This window comes from Tepidisphaeraceae bacterium (assembly GCA_035998445.1).
In the GTDB taxonomy this organism is placed as follows: Bacteria; Planctomycetota; Phycisphaerae; order Tepidisphaerales; family Tepidisphaeraceae; genus DASYHQ01.
The window spans coordinates 198381-215841 of the sequence record DASYHQ010000008.1 but is presented as its reverse complement, the minus strand read 5'-3'; the positions used below and the strand labels follow the sequence as shown (position 1 = coordinate 215841).

Annotated in this window: 9 protein-coding genes; 3 read left to right on the top strand and 6 right to left on the bottom strand. The window is 65.1% G+C overall.

Annotation, left to right across the window (positions count from 1 at the left end; all coding sequences use genetic code 11):
- Positions 1-13: 13 nt before the first annotated feature.
- On the bottom strand, positions 14-1150 hold the full coding sequence (locus VGN72_02565; GenBank protein HEV7298220.1) for a mechanosensitive ion channel family protein: 1137 nt from the start codon (positions 1148-1150) through the stop codon (positions 14-16).
- A 129-nt stretch (positions 1151-1279) separates the two neighbouring features.
- Here VGN72_02565 and VGN72_02560 point away from each other — a divergent pair, with 129 nt between their 5' ends.
- Complete coding sequence (locus VGN72_02560; protein HEV7298219.1) at positions 1280-1834, top strand: hypothetical protein; 555 nt, start codon at positions 1280-1282, stop codon at positions 1832-1834.
- A gap of 396 nt (positions 1835-2230) precedes the next feature.
- On the opposite strand, the gene clpX is transcribed toward VGN72_02560, so the two are convergent.
- The 3 genes from clpX to VGN72_02545 all read right to left on the bottom strand — a co-directional run bounded on the left by clpX (position 2231) and on the right by VGN72_02545 (position 7288).
- The gene (clpX, locus tag VGN72_02555) at positions 2231-3640 is read right to left on the bottom strand and encodes an ATP-dependent Clp protease ATP-binding subunit ClpX (protein HEV7298218.1); all 1410 of its coding nucleotides are present in this window, start codon (positions 3638-3640) and stop codon (positions 2231-2233) included.
- 360 nt (positions 3641-4000) lie between these two features.
- Positions 4001-4321: an SHOCT domain-containing protein gene (locus VGN72_02550; protein ID HEV7298217.1), complete on the bottom strand. Its 321-nt coding sequence runs from the start codon at positions 4319-4321 to the stop codon at positions 4001-4003.
- 57 nt (positions 4322-4378) lie between these two features.
- On the bottom strand, positions 4379-7288 hold the full coding sequence (locus VGN72_02545; protein HEV7298216.1) for an ATP-binding protein: 2910 nt from the start codon (positions 7286-7288) through the stop codon (positions 4379-4381).
- 90 nt (positions 7289-7378) lie between these two features.
- On the opposite strand from VGN72_02545, the gene xseB reads away from it, so the two are divergent.
- Positions 7379-7654, top strand: coding sequence for an exodeoxyribonuclease VII small subunit (gene xseB / locus VGN72_02540; protein ID HEV7298215.1), 276 nt, complete (start codon positions 7379-7381; stop codon positions 7652-7654).
- A gap of 278 nt (positions 7655-7932) precedes the next feature.
- Here xseB and VGN72_02535 read toward each other — a convergent pair whose 3' ends face one another.
- On the bottom strand, positions 7933-11196 hold the full coding sequence (locus VGN72_02535; GenBank protein HEV7298214.1) for a hypothetical protein: 3264 nt from the start codon (positions 11194-11196) through the stop codon (positions 7933-7935).
- A gap of 743 nt (positions 11197-11939) precedes the next feature.
- On the opposite strand from VGN72_02535, the gene VGN72_02530 reads away from it, so the two are divergent.
- Complete coding sequence (locus VGN72_02530; protein ID HEV7298213.1) at positions 11940-15407, top strand: hypothetical protein; 3468 nt, start codon at positions 11940-11942, stop codon at positions 15405-15407.
- A gap of 760 nt (positions 15408-16167) precedes the next feature.
- Here VGN72_02530 and VGN72_02525 read toward each other — a convergent pair.
- Positions 16168-16938: a B12-binding domain-containing protein gene (locus VGN72_02525; GenBank protein ID HEV7298212.1), complete on the bottom strand. Its 771-nt coding sequence runs from the start codon at positions 16936-16938 to the stop codon at positions 16168-16170.
- Positions 16939-17461: the final 523 nt, after the last annotated feature.

The following is a 17461-nucleotide window of genomic DNA, read 5'->3' as shown; positions in this document are numbered from 1 at the left end:
CTCGCCTTGGCCCCTAGCCCCGCTTCGCGTTCGCTCCGGACAGCATTTCCAGCGCCGGCGTCTTCTCCAGCAGCAGTTGCATGTGCGGGAACGGGATGGAAATCCCCGCGGCGTCTAACGCTTTTTTGCACTTTTCCAAGTACTCCCAGACCATCGCGTCCTCGTAACGTTCCTCGCGGATCCAGAAGTGCAGCATCAGGTTGATGCTGCTGTCGGCGCAGGCGCGTACCACGACCTCGGCGGCGGGGCGGGGCTGAACGCGCGGGTCGCCGTCCAGCGTGGCAAGCAGCGCCTCGCGGGCGCGGTCGATCGATTCGCCATAGGCGATGCCGATCGGCACGTTCACGCGGGTGACGGGGTTGGTCGACTTATTGATAATGCGGTGCGCCAGCACGGCCGTGTTCGGCAGCACGACGACGTCGCCGTCTAAATTCGTGAAGCGCGTGCTGCGGAACGTGACGCGCGTGACGGAGCCTTCCTGCTCGTCCACCTCGATCCAGTCGCCCACCTTGAAGGGTTTATCGAGGAAGATCACGATGCCAGCGATAAAGTTCGCCAGCGTCTCCTGGGCGGCGAAGCCGACGGCCAGGCCGATGATCGACACGCCGGTCAGCATCGCGACGATCGGGATGCCGAGCTGGTTGCAGGCGATCACGACGCCGAAGCCCATGATCGTCCACTTCAGCAGGCCGCCGATCATGTCGCGAATGCTGGTGTCGACGTTGTCGTCCTTCATCTTCCGCGTCGCCAGCCGGCGGATGCCGCGGTAGATGAGGTAGAAGACGAACAGGAAGATGAAGCAGGCGATCACGCGCGGGACGAAGATCAAGATCGCTTTGACTAGGTCGCGGATCGTCTCCAGCCAGAACTGCGGCTGCTTCACGTCATCCAGCGTGATTTTCAGCTTGCCCTGAGCGATCTGCGCGATGCGCGTGGCGGACAGCGACTCGAACAGATTGTCGGGTTCGGCAGGCTGCGTGGACGGCGCGCCCTCGGTGTTGACGATGACGTTGACTGTCGGCTGGGTCGCAGGTGGGTCGGACGCGACCGTCTCGGTCTGGATGCGCACCATCTCCGGCGTCAGCTGCGCCTGCGCAACCCCCGTCCATAAAACCCAGCAGAAGACGATCGCCCAGGAGAATCGCAGCATCGCAAACCTCTTTGTCGGACAAAGGCCTGACAGCCCCGGAACGGCCACGGACGACCGCGCGGCCGCAACATTGGATATCATCGGAAAACGCGGTCGCAGGACGTGAAGGGGGCGCGTAGGATCACGTTCATGCATTCTTACGCCAACCTCACGCTCGTCGGGCCAAGCCAGGCCGATGTGGTCGCCTACCTGAAGCGGCTCGGCACGGTCGCGTACGTCGCGCCGACGTATCGAAACGCGACGGTCGTGTATCACGAGGACCTGGCCAGCCAGGAACCACTGGCCGCGGAGCTATCCCAGCACTTCGAATGTCCGGTGTTGCTGGTGATGACGTACGCGACGCGGGTGTTGCTGTACGTGTTGTTCGACAAGGGGCAGCAGGTCGACGCGTACGTCTCTGAGCCGCACGAGGACCTGACCGACGGCGCCACCGCGCCACCGGGCGACCCCGAACGTGTCGCCGACATGTTCAGCCGGCCGACGGCCATCCGCAGGCTGACCACGCTGCTGTCCAAACCCGGGACCGAGGGCAACGGCTACGCCTACGCCGCCAACCGGCATGGCGACCTGTGTGCGGCGTTGAACCTGCCCACGTTCGCGGTGAACGTGGGATTTGCGTCGATCGAGATGGGCGAACTACCGGCGGGGGAGGGGTTCGACCCAGCGGGGTTGGTACACACGTGACGCCTGAGGACTGTCTTCACCCCCTCTCCCGGTACTCCGGGGGAGGGCTGGGGTGGGGGCTTCCGGTCTAGAGCGGCTCTACCTCAGGTGTAGCGTGTCATCCCGAAGGGAGCGGTAGCGACCTGAGGGATCTCAAGTAAGGGAGGGCGCTCGACCGTGGCGATCCCTCGAGTCGCTACCGCTCCCGCTCGGGATGACAGGGTTGCGGCCATACGCTACACCCGAAGTTGAACCGCTCTAATAATGAGGCAAGGCACCCGGCCCCCCTCCCTAACCCTCCCCCGGAGTACCGGGAGAGGGGATAAGAGGACGGCTTCCGTGGCAGCGCAAACGAAAAGGGCCGGCGAATCGAAGCGATTCGCCGGCCCTGGTTCTATCTGTCGCAATACGTTCGGCTTACGCCGACTGTCGACGTTCGGGCTTGATCTCGAAGATATTCCGGCGGCCTTCGACCACCGCTTCGTCGATCACGTACTTGCCGCCCTGGCCCTCGTCAGGCAGGCGGTACATCATGTCGAGCATGATCTCCTCGCACACCGCACGCAGGGCGCGGGCCCCGGTGTCGCGCTTCAGCGCTCGCTCGGCGATTTTCGCCAACGCGCCGCTGGTGAAGGTGAGCTCGCAGCTCTCCAGGCGGAAGAACTTCTGGTACTGCTTGACCAACGCGTTCTTGGGCTCGGTCAGGATGTTGATCAGCGTCTGCACGTCCAGCGGTTCGAGCGTGGCGCACAGCGGCAGGCGGCCGACGAACTCGGGGATCATGCCGAATTCGACCAAGTCTTCCGGCTGAACCTGCGCCAGGGTGGTGGCGCGTTCGTTGGTCTGCTCGGTCGGGCCGTTTTCCGAACCAAAGCCGATCTGGCGCTTGCCCAGACGCTTGCGGATGATGTCTTCCAGCCCGACGAACGACCCGCCACAGATGAATAGGATCTGCGACGTATCCATCTGGATGTACTGCTGTTCGGGATGCTTACGGCCACCCTGCGGCGGAATGTTGGCCACGGTGCCTTCGAGCATTTTCAGCAATGCCTGCTGCACGCCTTCACCCGACACGTCGCGGGTGATGGAGACGTTGCCGCTGGTCTTGCCGATCTTGTCGATCTCATCGATGTAGATGATGCCGCGCTGGGCGGCTTCCAGGTCGTAGTCGGCGTTCTGCAGGAGCTTGAGCAGGATGTTCTCGACGTCCTCACCGACGTAGCCGGCCTCGGTGAGCGTGGTCGCGTCGCCGATGGCGAACGGCACGTTCAGCACGCGGGCGAGCGACTTGGCGAGCAGCGTCTTGCCCGAGCCGGTGGGCCCGATCAGCAGGACGTTGCTCTTGTCGATCTCCACGTCGTTCGCAGCCGCAGCGGCGGCCGCGGCGACGGCGGGGGCGGTGGTGCCACCGGTCTCGGCGGGTGCGGCGGCGTTCTCACCGGTGGTGCTCAGGCGCTTGTAGTGGTTGTGAACGGCGACGGCGAGCGCACGCTTGGCGTGGTTCTGCCCGACGACGTACCCGTCCAGAAATTCCTTGATCTGGCGCGGCGACGGAATGCTGTTGAACATCGGCGAGCTGGTCGACAGCTTGCGCTTTTCCTGACGGATGATGTTGTGGGCCAAATCGACGCAGTTGGCGCAGATGTAGACGTCGCTGGGACCTTCCACCATCGGGCCGACGTCGCGGCTGCTCTTGCCACAGAAGCTGCAGGTGGTCACCCGGCGCCCACGAAACCCACCGGGTGGGTTGGTGCTGTTGCCGGGCGGGTTCCCGGGCGGCACCGTTCCACTGCCACCGCCGTTGCCGGGACGATTGTTGTTGGCCATTGACTCTCACCTTCCTGCTGTGATCCACCCGTTCGCGCTTTGGCGCGTGCCGGGTGAGCTTATCCGAGAAACACGCGGGTGGCCGCGTTGACCGCGCCACCCGACTTGCTCGCAGGGCGGCGCGACCGCGGCGCCGAGCCCTTGGCATTTCCATGCCTCTCTCGTCTGTCTATCGAACGATTGGGGGGTCCTACTTGATGCGTTCGTTCCCCGTTTCGTTACCGCATCTTAGCATTGCCAATGCGCAAAATGAAAACGCGAAATCGACGTGGGGAGGTCCCTATAAACGCCCGTGGTTACCGGGCGTGAAGCGAACCGAGCCCAACGGCAGCAGCGGCCGATAATGCCATGATTGCAGGGTTACTCGCGTCGATGGCGGTCGTCGCGCGGCTCGATCGGGAAGCCGCCGGTGAAGTTGATGCCCTTGGCTTGGAAGTCCTTCAACGGCGCCTTGGGGGGTGGGGCGGCCGCGGCGCGCTTGGCGGAATCGATCACCATGGCCTTGGCGCGCTCGAACTCGGCCTCGCTGATCTGCCCGCGTTTGCGCATGTCGCGCAGATCGCCCATCGAGAACCCGCTCGTGGCGCCCTGTTCCTCGCCGTACCAGCTGATGAACGCCTTGCGCGCAAACCAGAAGAGCGCCAGCAGGCCGACGACGATGACAATGCCAAAAAACCACATGTGATGCGTTCCTTGAGAACCGATGCTATGTGGCGGGCGGGCACCCGGTCAATGGCATTACACCGTGCCGACGGTCGCGGGAGACGTCGGTGCCGCCGGACTTGCCGACCCGGTGCGACCCGCGAGGCTGGCGACGTTGGCCAGAAGTTCGGACGGTTCGATCGGCTTGGTCAGGTGAACCTGGTAACCGGCCAGGATGGCCCGCGTGCGATCCTCGGCCCGGGCGTAGGCGGTCAGCGCGATCGCCGGCACCTTGCCACCGACCGCGCCGTCGAGCGAACGCACCTGGCGGATCAGCGCGTAGCCGTCCTCGCCGGGCAGGCCAATGTCGCTCACGAGCACGTCGAACGGCCAGCCGCTCACCAGCCCGTCCAGCGCCTCGGCGGCGCTGCTGGCGACCGCGACGCTGGCGCCGCGGCCGGTCAACACGTGGCTAGCCAGGTCGCGCGCGTCGGCCTCGTCGTCCACCACCAGCACCCGCACGCCCGCCAACGTGGGCTCGTGGGCCGGTTCACCGAACGCGATCGATCGTGACGGCGACTCGGCCGGCAGCGTCGTGGGCAGGCCGGCGATCAGTGGCAGCGATATCGTGAACACCGCGCCATGACCGGCCCCGTCGCTGGTCGCGGTCACCGTGCCGCCGTGCATTTCGACCAAGTGTTTCACGATCGCCAGCCCGATGCCCAAGCCTCCATGACGGCGGGTGGTGCTGGCGTCGGCCTGACGGAAGCGGTCGAACACGTGCGGCAGGAAGTCGGGCGTGATGCCCTGACCCGTATCGGTGACGACGATCTCCACCGTCTGCGCGCCACCGGGGCACCGCACCGCCAGCGTGACGCGCCCGCCGCGCGGCGTGAACTTGATGGCGTTGCTCAGCAGGTTCCACAACACCTGCTGCAACCGGTTCACGTCGCCACTGATCGGGCAGTGCCGCTCGCCGATCTGTGCCGCCAGCGTGATCTCCTTCGCCTCGGCGGTCGGGCGCACGGTAGCTACGGCGGCGGTGGCCACGTCGACCAAGTCCAACGGCTGCACGTCGAGCCGCACCTTGCCACTGATGATGCGCGACATGTCGAGCAAATCGTCGATCAGCTGTGCCTGCGCCCGCGCGTTGCGCTCGATGGTCTCCAGGCCGTGCTGCAACTCGTCGTTCGGCATGCGGCCAGCGCGGATGAGCTGTGACCAACCCAGAATGGCGTTCAACGGCGTGCGCAGCTCGTGGCTGAGCGTGGCGAGGAACTCGTCCTTCATGCGGCCGGCGCGCTCGGCCTCGGCGCGGGCGTTGCGCTCCGATTCCAGCAGCTGCTCGCGTTGCTCGTCCTGTCGCTTGCGCTCGGAGATGTCGATCGTGGCGCCGAGCATGCGCACGGGCTGGAGCGCGTCGTTGCGGATCAGGGACCCGTTGGTAAAGAGCCAGCGGGCGCTGCCGTCGGGCTGAATGGCGCGGAACTCGATCTGGTAGGGCTCGCCGGTCTCCAGCGTGTGCCGCCGGGCCGCCAGCACCAGCGGTCGGTCGTCGGGGTGGATGAGGGGCAGGTCGGGGTCGAGCCGGATGCCGACCTCGTCCTTGTCTAAGCCGTGGAACCCGTAGATGCGGTCGGACCAGCTGACGCGGTTGGTGATCAGGTCCCAGTCCCACACGCCCAGTTGGCCGGCCTCCAGCGCCAGGCGCAGGCGCTGTTCGCTGCGCCGCAGCGACTGCGCGGCGCGGGCCGCCTCGACGGCTGACCACGTGCGGGCTGCGGCCTGTTCGAGCATGTTCACGTCTTCCGGTGGCCAGGCGCGGGGGGCGACACTGTGGACGTTGAACTGCCCGACCGCGCGACCGTCGCGCATGAGCGGCACCGCGACGAACGCGCCGATCTGCATCCTAGCGTAGACCGCGCGCTGCATGACGTCGATACGCGGGTCGGCCGAGACGTCGTTGACCGCGACGGTGCGGCCCTGGCGCGTCTCGCGCTCCAGGAACGCGCCGTAGTCGTCCAGGCGGTGCATGCCGGCGATGCTGTCGACCCCGTCGAGGTAGTCGCGAAAGACGTGGACGACGCCGTTCTCCACGTCCACGTCCGCCACCGTGCAGCGGGCCACGCCCAGCAACCGACCGACCGCCGACACGATCGCCCAGGCGGTTTCCTCGCCATTGCCGGGTGAGCGCGCGGCCTCGTTGATGGCCGCCATCACGGCGCGCTGGCGCGCCGTGGCATGGGCGGCGGTGGTGTCGTTGAAGAACAGCGTCAGGCCCTCTGGCGCCGGCGACACCTGCACCTCGGCCCACAGGTCGAGCCCGGCAAAGTAGGTCTCGAACCGGTCGGGCGCCTGCGTCTCCATCGCGCGCGTCAGCCGCTGTTGCAGCTCCGACCCGACCGTCTGCGGGAACAGCGTCCAGAACGTGCCCGCCGCTAGCGCCTCGGCCGAGCGGCGCAGCATGACCATCGCGCGCTCGTTGGCGGTGACGAACCGCCAGTCGCGGTCGAAGACCGCGATCGCGTCGGTCGTGTGTTCCATGATGTCGCGCACGGCGGTGTCGCGCTGCTGGGCGCGCACCGAGGCGCGTTCGGCCCGCAGTTGGGCGCGGTGCAGGCTCTCGGTGAGCAAGGAGACGACGACCCCGATGAAGCAGTAGATGCCGAGGCTGATCGCGTCCTGCGCGGTCTGCACGCCCAGTTCGTGCGCGGGGTTCACGAAGAGGTACACCGCTGCCACCGCGCCCAGCGCCGTCGCCAGCAGGCCCGGAAGCAACCCACCGAACCAGGCCGAGACGACCAGCGCGATGTGGAAGGTCCAGTAGGGGGCGCGTTGCCCGAGGATCGGCGTAAACGCCTGCCGCACGAAGGCGGCAGCGATGACGGCGGTGACGGCGATCACGTACGTGCGCCACCGCCCGCTTGGCCGCGACGGCAGCGCGGCGCCCGCGGCGTCCACCGTAGCGGGCGCGGCATCTGAGGTCTGGTTGCGTGCGTCGGTCACCGCTGGCATGTCCCGAGTAGTTTACCCAACGCCCGCGCCCCATGCTTGGGCGGTCGCCCGGAAATTCGAAAAGGATTATAATCCTTTCCGATGGCCACCAAGAAGCAACCCGTCCCCCGCACCTACGAAGAAGCCGAGCGCGAGCTGAACCAGATCGTGAGCGACATCGAGGCCGGCGAGATCGGCCTCGAAGACTCCCTGATCAAGTACGAGCGCGGCCGCTTCCTCCTGCAACACTGCCGCGGCGTGTTGGAACGGGCCGAGCAACAGATCGAATTGCTGAGCAAGGGGGCGGATGGGGAGCTGAAGATGACGCGGGCTGAGGGATTAGATGACGGCGATGGTGGCGACGAGTCGACCTCGTAGTGAGGTGACGCGCCCGAACGTGGCGCAACGGCCCCTTCCTGAAGAGGCCCGCCGCAATCACGCAACGTGTCATCCCGATGGGAGCCTTGGCGACCTGAGGGATCTACCAGGGCCGAGAACCGTCCGTGGGTCGAGATCCCTCAGGTCGGCAAGCCTCCCATCGGGATGACAAGTGCGCGCGAGGCGACAGGGGTTTGGCCGCGAGCCTACAGACTCCGCCCGGGATGACCACTTGGCCTGATCGCGTCGTCGCCGCTACAGCCGCAGAGGCTCGCACCTCACTCCGCCCCCAGCTTCTTGTAATACGTCTTCAGCGCATCGCTCCACGCCGCCGGCAGGTCGCCGTTCATGGCGTTGTTGAGTTGTTCCTGCGACTTGCGGGTGGCGACCGGGCTGGTGTCGTGTTGGACGCTGATCTCGCCGGATAGCAGCAAGTGTGAAGTGTCGATCGAATCCAGCAGCACGTCGCGGCGGCGCAATGCGGTGTCGTAGCGGTTGGCATTCAGGTCGGACTCAACCCGCCGCATTAGGGCGGTCGCCTGCGTGAGCTTGAAGTTGTCGTACCGGCCAAGCTGGTACTGCAGGTTGAGCCGCTCGGCGGCGTTGCGGATCTGGGCCTGCTTCTGCGCCAGCCGCTTCATCTCCGCCGACACACCCGGCGGCACCGGGCCCTCTAAACCTTCGCCACCTTGGCCGCTCATCTTGCCCCCACCCGTGGCGCCACCGACGGGGTCCTTACTGGTGTCGTTGATCTGACCTTGCTGGAACGCCGTGGGGTCGAGCCGCGTTGGCGTATTACGGCCACCCTTGCCGGTCGCGTTATCCTCGACGAACTCGCCCTGCGACTTGCCGCTGCGCCCCTCACCGGCACGACCACCCATTTCGTTGTTGTTCGGCAGCGTGTTGCCGGTAACGCCCTTGGCGCTCATGTTGGCGATCGGCCCGTCGGCGGCGTCCCAGCCGGCGCCCTTGTCGAGGCTGTCGGTCATGTTCGCGTTCATGTCCTCCACGTCCTCGAACAGATCCTCCTGCTCTTCCATCAGCTCGCCGATCATGTCTTCCAACTCGGTCGGCAGCTCGGCCATCGGCACGTCCTGCTTGTCCAGCAGCTCTTCCTGCGTCCACTTCACGCGATCGGGATTTTCCAACAGCCATTTCTCAAGGTTGCTCGTGATCTCGCTGGCCAGTTCCAGCCCCGCATCCTCCGCGGCCACGGCGATCTCCATGGCCTGCTTCTTTAAGCCGTCCTTGGCCATCGTCACCTCGCTGTAGACCTCCATCAGTTCCTTCAGCAGCGTGGCGTTGCTCATGTCCTGCTCGGCCAGCTTGGAAAAATCGCTGACCTTCTGCTGCATGAAGGCGTCCAGCTTTTCCTGGCTCATTAGCAGCTCGTCGAGCAGCTTCTTGTCCTTCTCGTCGAAGTTATCGACCGGCTTCTTTGCCAGGTTGGTGGTCTGATCGAGGATGCGCTGCTGTTCCTTCATGAACTCTTTCAGATCCTCGTTCAGCTTCTTCAGCGCATCGACCTTGTTCGGCAGATCGCCCCCTTCCTTGGCTGCCGGGGCCGTGGTGGGCTCGGGCGACTTGTTCAGCAGGGCCAGCAAGCTTTCCAGCGTGCTGATGATCCGCCGCTGGCGCGTTTGCAGGTCCAGGCTGAGGCGGGCGCGCTCCTTCATCACCGGTTCGGTCGGAAACGCCGCCGTGAGGTCGATCGCGTCCTTCGCCGGGCCCGTCGCGAGCACGATCAGCGTCTTCTGAACAACCGTATCGTCCGGGTTGAACTTAAAGGTGTCGGCCGTCTGCTGCATGGTAACCGCCAGCTGCGCCTGACCCGTGCCCACCTTCGCCATGCCGGCGATGTCCTCGGGCTTCAGGATGGTGGTCGTGGTGTGCAACGCGTTCTGCTGGCGCAGCAGTTCTGTCAGAATCTCGCGCAGCTTGTCGCTGGCTTCCTTTTCGTCGGCGGCGATCTGGGCGGGGTCGCGGAACTTGATCTCGTAGATCGGCGACTGCGTCGTCTGCGGGCCGCCGTTGTCGATGAGGCCGATCAGGTTGCGGTTGTCGACCGCTTCAATCTGCAGGCGCACCGACGAGCCGTGCTTGCGGTACTCGGGCTTGATGTCGATCGCCTGCGCCAAATCGAACACCGCGGCCGAGTCGCTGACCGTCTTTTCGAACACGCTCGTGAGTGGGCCGCCGGCGGAGGTCGCCATCAGCACGCGCACGGTCGACAGGCCGACGTCGTCGCTCGCCTTGGCGACGACCTTCACTTCCGCGTCCGGCGCGACCGCAGTCTCGGTGGTTGGCCACTTCACCTCGATCGTCGGCGCGGCGTCGGGCTTCACCGTGATCGGCAACGCCGGGTCGGGCAGGCGGGCGACAATCTGCCCACCCGTCTCCGTCAGCAACGCCGCCAGTTGGGCATCGTGCAGCAGCACGGTCGACCCGTTGAACTGCCGGCCATCGTCCGACCGGCTCATGGCGATCGGCGACGCGCCGTCCACCTGCAATATGCCGCCGGCCACGGGCACGTCGATGCCGATCGACAGGTCGACCGAACTGCCCTGCAGCACCTCCACCGGCGCCTTGCCGAGGTCTTCCGGCTTAATCGTCATCACGATCGATTCCGGCTCTGGCTTCGTATAACTCGGCGGGGCGATGCGCAGCGACAGGTTCGTCAGCTTTACCTGTTGCACCACATTCGCCACGTACCATGCGCTCTGCGTGCGGGCGATCTCGATTCGGTACTTCAGCGTCGAATCGACATGGTCGACGCGATACGTGTAGCGCACGATGCCATCCTCGGCCGGCGACCCGATCACCTCGGCCCGTGGCACGCCGGAATCGAAGATGACGTGCGCCGGCGCGTCGGCGGCGGCCTCGGCGAGCACGACGATCTCTAATGGCTGGCCCTGCACGAGCGTCGTGTCGCCCGGCAGCACGGAGATGATTTTCGCATCCCCCTCGATTGGCACGAACGCCGCCGGTGACCACATCTGCGCAAAGCCGTGCGCGAATGAACCCGAGAAGATCGCCACCAGCAGCAATGCGGGCACGACGGCGTACGACAGCGTGATCGCCAGCCGTTTCACGTCGGCGAACGTCACGGCCGACTCCGGCGAGGCGCCGCGGGTGCTCTGAACGATCTCGTCCAACACCGACGGCAGCCACGGGTTGTCCGCTAGGTCGTCCCGCTGGGTCAGCAGCAGGCCGTTCGTCAGACCGTTGTGCAGGTCCGGCACGCGCGACTCGACGAGCCGGGCCACCTCCAGCGAGCGCGGCCGGATCAGCAGTGGCCGCAGGACCCACGCGACGGCTGCGCCGATCACGACGATCAACCAGACCGGCAGCGCCACGTACGCCAGCCGCGAGCCGGGCTCGGTCGCGTGGGCGAAGAACGCCAGCGCCACGGTCGCCAGGACCACGGTCGCGCCGAACAGCACCGCACCACGGGCCATGCGGTGAACGCGGTACCGCTGGCCGATGAGGTCCAGCGTGTCCTCGATCTGCAGCAACGCGGGATGTTGGGACAGTTGGCTCATGATGGGGACCTCGCCTGTTCATCATATCACGCGGGGCGGACGGTGTTGCCGCTGCGGGCAATGTTGGGGGGATTCTTTGTGGTGGGCGGGGGGAGGCAGAGACGCGAAGGCGCGAAGGAGGCGCGAAGGAGGCGCGAAGGGCGTTGCGCCGGATCGAGCTTAATTGCGCAGCGCGAGCGTAGAGATGGATAGTGTGTTCTTTGACAAGTGAATGGCTGGTGTGCGGGACCGAGTTGGTCCCGGTCTCACTCAGGCGATGGCGCAAAATGGTGCATAATGGTGCACGATTTCGCGTTTTCGCTTACCCAAACCGCCGCCGGGACATCGGGTTACGTTTTTCTTCGCGTATCCTTCGTGGCTTCGCGCCTTCGCGTCTCTTGAATGCTGTTGATGGATGCGCAACGCAAAGGAAGAGAGGCAGACAAGAATGTTCGTCCCGCTGGTAGAAGTGAAAGGCAGAAGAGACACAGGCAAGAATACCTGTGCCACAGAATACGGGGGGAGATGAAGACGGGGGAGAGACAGGCAGGAATGCCTGTCCTACAGAAGAGGTGGGGGCGCTGGGATGAACCCGAAGGCTCGCCACTTTAGTGGCTGGCGTGTTCGCCCCTTTCGTCATTCGAAGCGTCATCATTACGTTGCCTCGCAACACGCACGCGGTTAGGCTCCCGGACGGGTCCATTCCCACGGAACCGCGCCCGTGCGGAGCGATGAAAAGTCGATGGCTCGCAAGGAGATTTGCCGTGTATAGAAGTCATGTGGTCGTGGCCGATCAGGCACTGGGTGGGCCCGCGCCCGATCGGGCGCAGTTGCAGCAGTTCATCCACCTGAAGCTGCTGGCGCTGGGCCTGCCGGGCGTGGCGACGCAGGCGGAGTCGGGGCTGTCGCACCTGGTGACGGGGCTGCTGAGCAACTACCGGCAGAAGAGTCGGCTGCTTTCGGACTACCGCTCGCCGGTCGATAAGCGCATCGAAGGGTTCCTGAACGGTCACACCGCTCACCTGAACCTGCCCGAGCCGCTGCGCCTGCCGGGGCAGACGTTCGGGCTCGATCGGCCGGGCGTGGCGCGCGAGCTGTCGCTTCCGATGGATAGCGACACGTACGAGAGCGAACTGCTGAGCAGCTACCGTGTTCGCAACGGCGTGCTGCACAACCCGCGCAGCGACCGCAGGACGACTGCAGGTACGTTCCACGTCGCCGAAGGGGGCCTGCCCGTGCCGGGCGACAAGGTCGCGGTGCCGCTGGCGGTCTTTGCCAAGCTGTTCCAGCACGCGGTGAAGCCACCGCGCGCGATGATGGAGTTGCCTTACACCGCCCACCAGCCGCAGAAGGCCGAGGGGTTCTGCACGCTGCTGCTGCGCCCGATCGTGGTGCCCGAGATTCCCGGCAAGCAGCCAGCCAAGCGCATGGAGGTGCGGTTCTACGTGCCGGGCAGCCTGGTGAGCAACCTTGACTTCGTCGAATCGATCTTCGGCAACGCCGGCGACCCGGTGCTGCCGGAGAACGACGCGGCCCTCGACCCGCAAACCTGGACCGGCCACACGGGCTGCGTGATCCTGGCGCCGCATCTAACGCAATTGACGAAGAAGGAACTGGGCCTGCCGCACGTCGACCAGGCCACGGCCCGCCAGAAGCGCGACGGCGCCTGTTGGAAGGACGCTGACGAGAAGTACAACAACGGCACCGCGTTCAAGATTACGTGCCGCACCGAGCAAGGCGTGATCGTCACGCTGATCGCCGACAACTATTACGGCTACTGCAAGAAGGAAGTGAAGACGCAGATCAGCTACGCCGCCAACCTGTACGGCAGCGCCGAAGAGGAACACGCCGGTGGCGCGCTGGCGTTCCTCAGCTTCAGCCTGGGCGATGCCTATCGGCCCAACCCGCGCTACGGCAACGGCCGAACGTTTGCGGATGTGGCGCGGGATTACGGGCACATTATGGACGTGAAGCCCGAGGGGTACGGCGTCGACAAGCGCTACCCCAACGTCATCTATATCGCTGAAGACGCCGTGCTGGATTCGCGGTCGCTCACGGTGGAATGGACGAAGGACGGCAAGCCGCAGACCCTGCCGCTGCTGGCCGAGCACGTATACATGCCACCCTGGGGCCAGAAGCTGACGCTGAACAAGCACCCGGGCAGCGGGCGGTTTCGGGTGATCATCACGGTCGCCGAGGGCGTCTTCTGTCACAAGCCCTGCACGGTCAGTGGCGGTGGCAAGAGCGAGATCAGCAAGTCGCTCAGCGACTACATGATCTACGGGCCGATCTACGTCGGTAACCTGCAGAAGGACCTGGACGCGGTGGAAGTGATTCTGGCCAAGGATCACAGCAAGCGCTGGAAGCCCGGCAAGGCCCCGCAGGACTACGCCAAGACGCCGAGCCGGCCGATCTTAAGCAAGGAGCGCACGCTCGGCAGCGTGATCAAGTTGCTGACGCCGTCGGATGAGTACACCGACGAGTACAACAAGTGGCTCGCGAGCATACCGACCGACATCCTCGCGTTCGTCTTCCTCATCAAGCGGCTGTTCAAGCCCGAGTGGGGCGACAATTGGCGGTCGCACTTCACCGTGGACGTGGTCAACGGTGAGGACGGCCACGAGCTGAAGGTGGACGACAAGAAGGCCGGCGGCACGTACCTGCGCGTCGGGCTGCTGCCGAACCACGGGTGGCGCACCTATAAGCTGCGGCAGGACTTTTTCCCTGCGGCCAAGGTGCAGACGGAGGACGACATCACCGCCTCGGTCGTCGTGCCGCCCGGCATGCTGCCGGCGGGCGTGCCGACGACGGACGATCACAGCTTGAAGCTGCTGATCAACTGCGAGACGCGCCTGTTCCAACGGCCGGACGACGCGATCATTCCGGGCTTCGACAAGCAGACGGAAATCGATTTGTCGAAGCCGAACAACTTCATCTCGAACTTCCAGCCGTTGTCGTCGGACGAGGCGAAGCAGATCGTCGACAAGATCACCGAGTTCGACGCCTACACGTCACCGATGAAGCGCCTGCTCGCCGACGCCGCAGCGGCCGACGGGGGGCTGGTGGTGTCGTCGGCGCACCCGCGCATCGTGGATGGCAAGCCGACGAAGAACCCGCGGTACCTGCAGGATCGGCCCGATCTGGTGAACCCGCTGGGCGCGTACCTGGCCGACATCGGCACGCGCTTCTGGCGCGCCATGCCCGCCGACCAACCGCTGGCGAGGCCGGTGGATGCGGTGCTGGTGGGGCGGCGCAACAACCCGCCAGACAAGGAGGCGGGCATTCGCCCGCTGGCGGTGTACAACCCGATTCACTACCAGGATCTGCCCGAGCTGTTCATGGACTTCGTCTGCAGCCTGACCGGCAAGTCGCCGTCGACCACCGGCGCGGGCAGCGAAGGGGCGCTGACGAAGGCGCCGTTCAACGCGGTTGCGCCGGTGATCGACCTGAACGCCGCGCTCGTCAGCTACATCCTGACCGGGCTCGGTGGTTTCTCGACGGCGGCCGGTTACGTGGGGCCGAACATTCGGGTCGATCACGACATCAGCCTGCTGGTGCCCGAGATCTGGTGCCGCCTGAAGCCGCACGAGCGCGACGCGAAGTACATGATCGACAACGGCTACCTCGAGCCCATCACCGACTTCCAGCACGGCGGCCAAACCATCCCCGCCAGCCGGCTGGGGTACCGCATCACGTACCAGTTCGTCCGCACGTTCTTCGGCCGGTTGTTCGACAGCCCGGGCAAGGTGTTCGACGAGGCGATGCTGAAGCCCGAAACGCAGGACATGGAAGCCTACGTCGACGGCATCCTGAACATCGTCGAAGCGCAGCATCGCGTCGCCAAGCAGTACTTCGAGGACGGCAGCGTCGAGCAGGCGATTCCGCCGTTGAAGGCCGTCCTGCACATCATGGTTCACGGCCATTACGAGGGGAAGGACGCCCACCACCCCGACGTCCGCCGGCTCTTCACGCGCGAGCACCTGATGCAGAGCGACTGGTACCGCGCCCGCCTGACCGCCAAGCAGGCCAGCGACGTCGCGCTCTGGAAACGGCACGTCGAGTATTTGCAGGCGTTCACCGCCAACGGCATGCACGCCGAGGAAACCCAGCGGCTGGACATCGCCGGCCGACTGACCCAGGCGAAGGCGGATCTCGCCCGCGTGTCCGAATCGGCGTACGTGCAGCGGTTGGTGGGGACGCTGGGCGTCGATCCGACGGTGGCGGGGCGGTAGGAAGACGCGGATTCACGGGGCTCGGCGACTTGGTTCCCTCTCCCTCCGGGAGAGGGTCAGGGTGAGGGCTCGTCATACGAATGGCGATCCATTGCCCAAGGTGTCATCCCGATGGGAGCGGTAGCGACCTGAGGGATCTCGAGCCACAGACGGTTCGCGGCACTGGGAGATCCCTCAGGTCGGCAAGCCTCCCATCGGGATGACATGTCCCTTATCAACGCAGGGATTTTGTCCGACAACCTTCGCGCTCCGCTCGGGACGACACCAAGGCGTTTGGTGGCCCCGTTCTCTTCTTCATATGAAATCGCAGCGAGTGCTGCGAGGCAGACAAAAACGTCCGCCCCACTGGAAGAGAAAAAGTCACAAGAGACACAGGCAGGAATGCCTGTGCCACAGAAGAAAGACAGAGAGAATACGGGGGGAGAGAGCAAGACGGGGGGAGAGACAGGCAGGAATGCCTGTCCTACAGAAGAGGGGGCGCAGTAGCCGACGCGGGGCAATAAAAAAGCCGGCCCCTCATCCTGAGAAGGCCGGCTGAATGCGTCCATGCTGTCCGCGTCGACATCCGCGACGGCGTCCGACGCGTCATGCGTCAGGCGATGTATCTGGCCGTGAATCCGTTCACGCTTCATTCGCAGGCCGCTGTGGGCAGCGGCTCGCGATCCCTCGCCGCGAGCACCGGTTGGGGGAACGACCCCCGCGGATGATCGGTAGCGGTTACTGCAATCGCGGCGTCCATGCCGGTCGCATTGCTTCGTTTTCAGGCGACGTTCGCGGTCATCCGGGCATCGGATTCTTCCTTGCGAACCTCGGCAGCCTTGCGCACCCGGCGGGTGCGGCCAACGGTCTGCTGGTCGGCGGTCGCGCGGCGGGTCGGATGATCGTTGGCAATGGTGACGGCGCTGGCGGCGTCGGGGGCAAACAGATCGGCGCCGATCTCTTCGCTCAGGCCCTCGGCCCGTTTGTAGATGCCGCCGCAGCACATCACCTGCATGTCGGGACAGCTGTTCACGTCGCGCAGGTAGTCGATCAGTTTCCGCACGCCCGGCACACCGCTTGGCAGGGTGCTGAAGTTTACGAGCAGGTCAGGGCGGATGTCTCCGATGAGCTTCAGGACCTCGTCGTGCGGCACGCCACCGCCGGCGAAGCGGACGGTCCAACCGTCGGCCTCGAACATCTCGGCGCAAATCTGGCCACCAAGTTCCTCGGGCTCGTCGTCGCCGCAGAAGATCAGGACGCGCTTTCCGTTACTGGCCTTGCGCTCCAGGCGGCCGCAGAGCTGATCGGTCAGCGAGCGGTTCAGGCGGGTGGCCATGTTCAGCGTGGCGATGCTGATGCGGTCCTCGCGGTACAGCGACTGCAGCAGTTCCATGGTCGGCCAGACGAGCTGGTTCAGCAGATCTTCCGGCTGAACGCCCGCCTCGATCGCCTTGTCCATCAGTTGTCGGCAAGCGATGCGGTCGCCAGCCAGCAACGGTTCGACATAGTGCTGCGAAAGCTTGGCGGCCGACAGGTCGTAGGTAAGGCTCATGGACACTCTCCGAAAGATCAGCGGACAAGGCGGTTATCCAACCGCACCCATCACCATCACTTCACCGGCTGCGTCCCTGCGGCCGTTCTGGACTTACTAGGCCATGTTAATCTGGGTAACATGCAACAGGTGTTATATCGGAGAGCCCGGATGATTACTTTACCTATTTTAACATATGGGAAGGTTGTTGCAGTTGTTCTGTCTGCAAGCGATGATTTGAGCGTCACTTACCGGCGGGGCGCATGATTGACCAGAATTATCCCAGATTAACATTCAGCCGTTTTGGAGACCTTCCCGAAAGCGATGTGCGCTGCGAAGGGTGCGGTTACTGCCTGCGAACCCAGCCGAAGGAAGGCCGCTGTCCCGAGTGTGGCACGACCGTCGCCGAGTCGGCAATACGGGTCGCGGACCGGTTGGCGGGCGTGGTGGCGACAACCGGGCAGGGCGACGCCCGACGGACGTCCGACCTGCGGGCCGGGCCGTGGCTGATGCTAGCGGCGTGGGGGTGCTCGCTGGTCATCCT